Source organism: Streptosporangium sp. NPDC006013 (assembly GCF_040614275.1).
Lineage (GTDB): Bacteria > Actinomycetota > Actinomycetes > Streptosporangiales > Streptosporangiaceae > Streptosporangium.
This window is the reverse complement of the sequence record NZ_JBEXUE010000585.1, coordinates 1-5,476: the sequence shown is the minus strand read 5'-3', so window position 1 is coordinate 5,476 and position 5,476 is coordinate 1. Positions and strand designations below refer to the sequence as shown.

At 70.0% G+C, this 5,476-nt stretch carries 5 protein-coding genes; 3 read left to right on the top strand and 2 right to left on the bottom strand.

Annotated features, from left to right (window positions below; all coding sequences use genetic code 11):
* Positions 1-1,110: diaminopropionate ammonia-lyase (locus ABZ260_RS45495; protein WP_355630608.1), on the bottom strand; the 1,110-nt coding region annotated here is incomplete at its 3' end.
* Between the two features lie 116 nt (positions 1,111-1,226).
* Here ABZ260_RS45495 and ABZ260_RS45490 point away from each other — a divergent pair.
* Positions 1,227-2,147: a LysR family transcriptional regulator gene (locus ABZ260_RS45490; RefSeq protein WP_355630605.1), complete on the top strand. Its 921-nt coding sequence runs from the start codon at positions 1,227-1,229 to the stop codon at positions 2,145-2,147.
* Between the two features lie 157 nt (positions 2,148-2,304).
* Entirely contained in the window at positions 2,305-3,093 is a 789-nt protein-coding gene (locus tag ABZ260_RS45485; RefSeq protein WP_355630602.1) for an inositol monophosphatase family protein, read from the top strand.
* 86 nt (positions 3,094-3,179) lie between these two features.
* On the opposite strand, the gene ABZ260_RS45480 is transcribed toward ABZ260_RS45485, so the two are convergent.
* The gene (locus ABZ260_RS45480) at positions 3,180-3,740 is read right to left on the bottom strand and encodes an isochorismatase family protein (protein ID WP_355630599.1); all 561 of its coding nucleotides are present in this window, start codon (positions 3,738-3,740) and stop codon (positions 3,180-3,182) included.
* Between the two features lie 451 nt (positions 3,741-4,191).
* Between ABZ260_RS45480 and trpD the strand changes: the two genes are divergently transcribed.
* Positions 4,192-5,289, top strand: coding sequence for an anthranilate phosphoribosyltransferase (gene trpD / locus ABZ260_RS45475; protein WP_355630596.1), 1,098 nt, complete (start codon positions 4,192-4,194; stop codon positions 5,287-5,289).
* Positions 5,290-5,476 lie beyond the last annotated feature (187 nt).

Below are 5,476 nucleotides of genomic sequence, written 5' to 3'. Positions count from 1 at the left end.
GCAGTCCCGCGAGTCGATGATCCCCTCGCCGATCATGACGGCGATGGAGCGGGGGGTGATCGGCCGTTTCGAGGAGCTGACCCGCTCGACCAGCGCGGCGCCGTCGCCGGTGAGCACAGCGCGGACGCCGGCGAGCGAGGCCGCACCGCAGGGGCCACAGGAAACACCGAGGGCGGCGAGGTCACCGGCTGCGCGGGCGCTGTCGGCATCGGCGATGGCCACGGCGGCATCCAGCCCATCACGCAGGTAAGGCCAGGCGATAGTGGAGGGTGTGCCGCAGTTCAGACCGGCCATGATGGTCTCACCGCTGGTAACGCTGACCGGTTCGCCACGCACGAGGCTCTCGATGACACAGGGGGCAGCCACAGGTTCCACCGACAACAGCGCCGGGGCCGGCCCCGCCGGACGACTGCGGTAGTGGGTGACGACGGCCTGAGCCAGCGAGCCCACGCCCACCGGGATGGCGACAAGATCGGGCATCCCGGCTCCAGCCGCCGTCAACTGCTCGTCGATTTCGGCACAGAGGGTGGAATAGCCCTCGACGATCCAACCGGGGATCTGCTCATAGCCCGGCCAGGCGGTGTCCTGGACCAGAACCGTATCCAACGCGGCGGCCGCCTCGGCCGCCCGGCGCACCGCCTCGTCATACGAGCCCGCGACCTGAACGACCTCGGCCTGCTCGGCGGCGATGGCCGCCACAGCCCTCGGATGAACACCCCACGGGATGAAAACGCGGGCGCGCTGGCCGAGCAGACGTGCCATATGAGCCACAGCGCGGCCATGGTTGCCGTCGGTGGCGGTCACCAACGTGACCGGACCCGCCCCACCGCGCCCCGCCCGCTCGGCAAGGGCACGGTGCACCGCCCAGGATGCGCCCAGCACCTTGAAAGCGGGAAGCCCCAGACGAGATGACTCATCCTTGACGAAGACCCGCCCAACCCCCAGCTCGACGGCAAGCCAGGGAAGTTCGATCAGCGAGGTAGGGGCGTACTCGAACAGGGAGGCATGGAACTCCCGCACCTCAGCGGGGGCGGGCGCACAGGTCCAGAACCTGGCGGCGGGCCGCGCGAACCACGGCAGCGTACGGACGGAAGAAGCGATCTCAGACATCGCAGCCAGCGTGCGGCACACACTCCAATCGGTCCAGCGAATGTTTCCGACCTATATTCATCGGAGAAACCAACTGATCAAAAGCTCGCCGCGACGACGAAGAGAACGGTCCACCGATGTTCGACCTGCACCGACTACGCCTGCTGCGCGAACTCAAGCACCGCGGCACCCTCGCGGCCGTCGCCGCCGCCCTCTCCTACAGCCCTTCCTCCGTCTCCCAGCAGCTCTCCCAACTGGAGGCAGAGGCCGGCGTCCGGCTACTGGAGCCGATCGGGCGACGCGTGCGGCTGACCGAGCAGGCGGAGATCCTCGTCGCCCATACCGAAGCGGTGCTGAAACGCCTGGAGCGCGCCGAGGCGGACATCGCCGCCTCCCTGACCGATCTGACCGGGACCCTGCGCGTCGCCTCGTTCCAGACCGCCACCCTCGCCCTGATCCCCAGCGCACTGAACATCCTGCGCGACCTTCACCCCGGCCTTCGGACCCACGTCACACAGATGCCGCCGGAAACGGCCCTGCCCGCACTTCAGGCCCGCGACTTCGACCTGGTCATCGCCGAGGAGTACCCGGGCAATCCCAACCCCCGGCCCGCCGAACTGGAACAGGAAGACCTGCTCGACGACTTCCTCCGCCTCGCGCTGCCCGAACCGGCCGATGACACGGACGGCCCCACGGCGTCGCTGCGCTCACTCGCCGACCGTCCCTGGGCCATGGAACCCGAGGGCACGGCAGCCCGCCACTGGGCCATGACCCTGTGCCGGAACGCCGGCTTCGAACCCGACGTACGGTTCGAGACCACCGACCTCCTGATCCACCTTCGCCTCGTCGAGCAGGGCCACGCCGTCGCACTGCTTCCCGACCTCGTATGGATCGGACAGTCCCCGACCGTCACACTGCGGCAACTTCCCCGCGGCCAGCGGACACGCCGCATCTTCACCGCGGTACGCCGAGGCCGCAGCCGGCACCCCGCCATCAAGGCATGCCGCCACGCACTCCGGCAAGCCGCCACAGAAGCGACGGCCCCGATCGACACCTGACAGGGAAGGTACGCAACCACGTCATCAAGGCCGCCACCGTCGAGTACCGGATGCTCGGCTGCCTGCAGGGCCGCAAGGTCTACGACGAGCTCGCGGCCTTCCGCCGCACTGTGCACCGGTGTCAAGCGGCCGACCCGCCTGATCTATCCTGCGGCTCATGCCGATCACTGACGTTGAGCTGGCCCGTACGGCGGCGCAGGCGGGAGCAGCCGTCGTGCGCACCATGTTCGGCGCGCCGCTGACGCGCCTGGAGAAATCCGGTGGTGACTTCGCCACGGCCGCCGACGTGGAAGCGGAGCAGGCCATCCTTGATGTCATTCGCACCGCCCGGCCCGGTGATGCCGTGACCGGCGAGGAGAGCGGGCCTACGGGCCCTGCGGGGGCGGAGCGCATGTGGCTGGTCGACCCTCTGTGCGGCACGCTGAACTACGCCGTGCACACCATGCTGGCGGCGGTGAACGTCGCCCTGCGCGTGGGCTCGGACATCACGGTGGCGGCCTCGGCCGACCCGTTCGCCGACGAAGTGTTCTGGACCGACGGCGTCCGCGCCTACATCCGCCGCGGCGGCGTGGACGAGCCGCTCAAGCCGTCGCCGGATTCGCGACTGGTGGACGTCAACCTCGACCCGCCGTTCCCGAACTCACCCGCCTTCCGTGCTGCCGCCCTGCTCGCCGATCCGGGGTTCGCCGAGCGGTTCCGCCCGCGCGTCGTCTCCACCACCCTGGCGGTGGCCTGGGTCGCCGCCGGTCGGCGAGCCGCCTACGTCACCGACGGCCGGCTTCACGACAGCGTGCACTTCGCCGCCGGGATCGCGTTGTGCCGGGCCGCCGGCTGTGTGCTGACCGGCCTCGACGGCCGGCCGCCGCATACCGGCGCGGGCGGGCTCATCGTCGCGGCCGACCGGGAGACCCACGCGGCGCTGCTGGACCTCATCCGCAACCAGTAGTCCCGTCAGCGGGAGCGAATCGACAGCTCGTCCACAGAACCGTACATCGCCGCAGGTCAACGGACCCGGTCCGGGTCGCACAGGCTTCAGGAGGTGCCGCCGAAGTCGACATCCTTGGTCTCGACCGTCCTGGCCGTCCGCCCCGGCGCCGTCTGGTGGGTCCAGTACAGGTTCGTGTGCGCGATGACCCGGTCCGGCGGCGGCGCCCCCCATGCCGTCTGGTCCTCCGTCGTGTGGGCGTCGCCGACAAGGGTCGTGTCGTATCCCCTGACGAACGCGCCATGGAGCGTCGAGCGGATGCACCAATCGGTCTGTGCGCCGACGACGACGAGTCGCCCGACGCCAAGGCCCGACAGCACGGTCTCCAGAGCGGTGTCTTCGAAGGAGTCGCCGTAGTTCTTCTCGACAAGCGGCTCGGCGTCGCCCGGAGTCAGCTCGGGGACGATCCGCCAGTCGTCGCTCCCTCTCGCGAGCTGCTCGTCGGAGTGCTGGATCCAGACAACGGGGACCCGTTCCCGCCGTGCCTTCTCGACAAGGCTGCCAACGTTCGCGACGACCGCGTCGCGCTCGTGAGCTCCCACGACGACACCGTTCTGCACGTCGACGACGAGAAGGGCGGTATACGGCCGGTTCTCGAGGGTGGTCATGGTCTCCCCTTACTCATGCTGGGTTTCTGTGCCCACTCACGGTAGACCGGCCCACCGACAACGGGCGGAACGAACCTCGGACCGCCCCGCCCAATGACACGGAGGTACCGAGACCGTCCTCGCCTCCCGCGGCCTTCGCCCTCGCCTGCGAACCGCGGGCCTCCGGCGTCGCGTCACCCTCGTCGTCCACGAGCACAAGCGGCTCGGGCGTGGCGCTGGGACCGCGTTCGGGAGAAGACCCCCTTTTCGACCGCGTCCCGCTCATCTTCTGACCGCGTACATCTGTCTGTTACGATCTCGGGCATGATCACGCGCTTGAGCAGTTGGCGGCCCGCCTGTTAGGCGGCCCCTGCTCCTGCGCGAACCCACCGGCCGCCTCGATGAGGCGGCCGTCGTCATGTCGGGACAACAGCGGTCTCATCGCGGCAGCCCGCACAGATGAGGACCACCCATGACCGCGCCCCCGCCGCCCGCCGGCCCGTCCCGCATACCCGGCTCCGTCACCCCCTCGTGGCCCGCGATCCTCGCCACCCTGCTCGACCGCCGACCTCTGACCGCCTCGGACACGGCCTGGGCGATGGAACAAGTGGTACGAGGTGCGGCGACCTCCGCCCAGGTCTCCGGCTTCCTGATCGCACTGCGGGCAAAGGGTGAGACCGCGGCCGAGGTCGGCGGGCTCGTGAGTGCCCTTCAGGACCATGCGACGAAGGTCACGATCCCGGGAACGACCGTCGACATCGTTGGCACCGGCGGCGACCGTACCGGCGCGGTGAACATCTCCACCATGGCCGCCATCGTCGCGGCCTCGACCGGGGTGACCGTGGTCAAGCACGGCGGCCGGGCCGCGTCCTCGTCCACCGGTGGGGCCGCCGACCTGATCGAACACCTCGGCGTGTCCCTGGACTCGACCCCGGAGCAGGCGGCACGGGAAGCCGCCGAAGCGGGCATCACCTTCCTGTTCGCCCCGAACTTCAACCCCTCCCTGCGCCACGTCGCCGCGGTACGCCGGGAGTTGGCCGTGCCGACCGCGTTCAACATCCTGGGACCGTTGGTCAATCCGGCCGACCCCCGGCACCAGGTCGTCGGCGTGGCGGATCCGCGGATGACACCGGTGGTGGCTGAACTCCTGGCCGCACGCGGATTGTCCGCCCTGGTCGTTCGGGGGCACGACGGGCTCGACAAGCTCACCACTGTGACCACATCACAGGTCTGGGTGGTGTGCGACGGCGACGTCACCGAGACCTTGCTCGACCCTCGCGACCTCGGTGTGCCGCGTGCCGAACCCTCGGCGCTGCGCGGCGGCGACGCGGCCGGCAACGCCCGCGTCCTGCGGGCCGTACTCGGCGGAGAACGCGGACCGATCCGCGACGTCGTCCTCCTCAACGCCGCGGCCGCCCTGGTGACGGTCACCCCTTCTACGGCCCCCCTCACCGACCGGCTCGCCGCAGGGATGGCACGCTGCGCCGAGGCCGTCGACAACGGAGCGGCCGAGGCGACACTGGGCCGATGGATCTCCACCAATCACACCGACCGGCCTTCGCGGACCTGACCTGACCCGGCCGCCGGGCCGGTCATCGGGGAAGGGATCTGTTCGGCGTCATGGACAAGCGGCTCGACCTGGGGTTTCCGGCCAGCATGTCACTCGCGCTCTGCCGAGGCAGCCGCGTCGGCAGAGCCGAGCGGCTCACACCGGTCAGCCTGAAGGCCGGGCCGCCCGTGCCGCCATGACTCTTTCT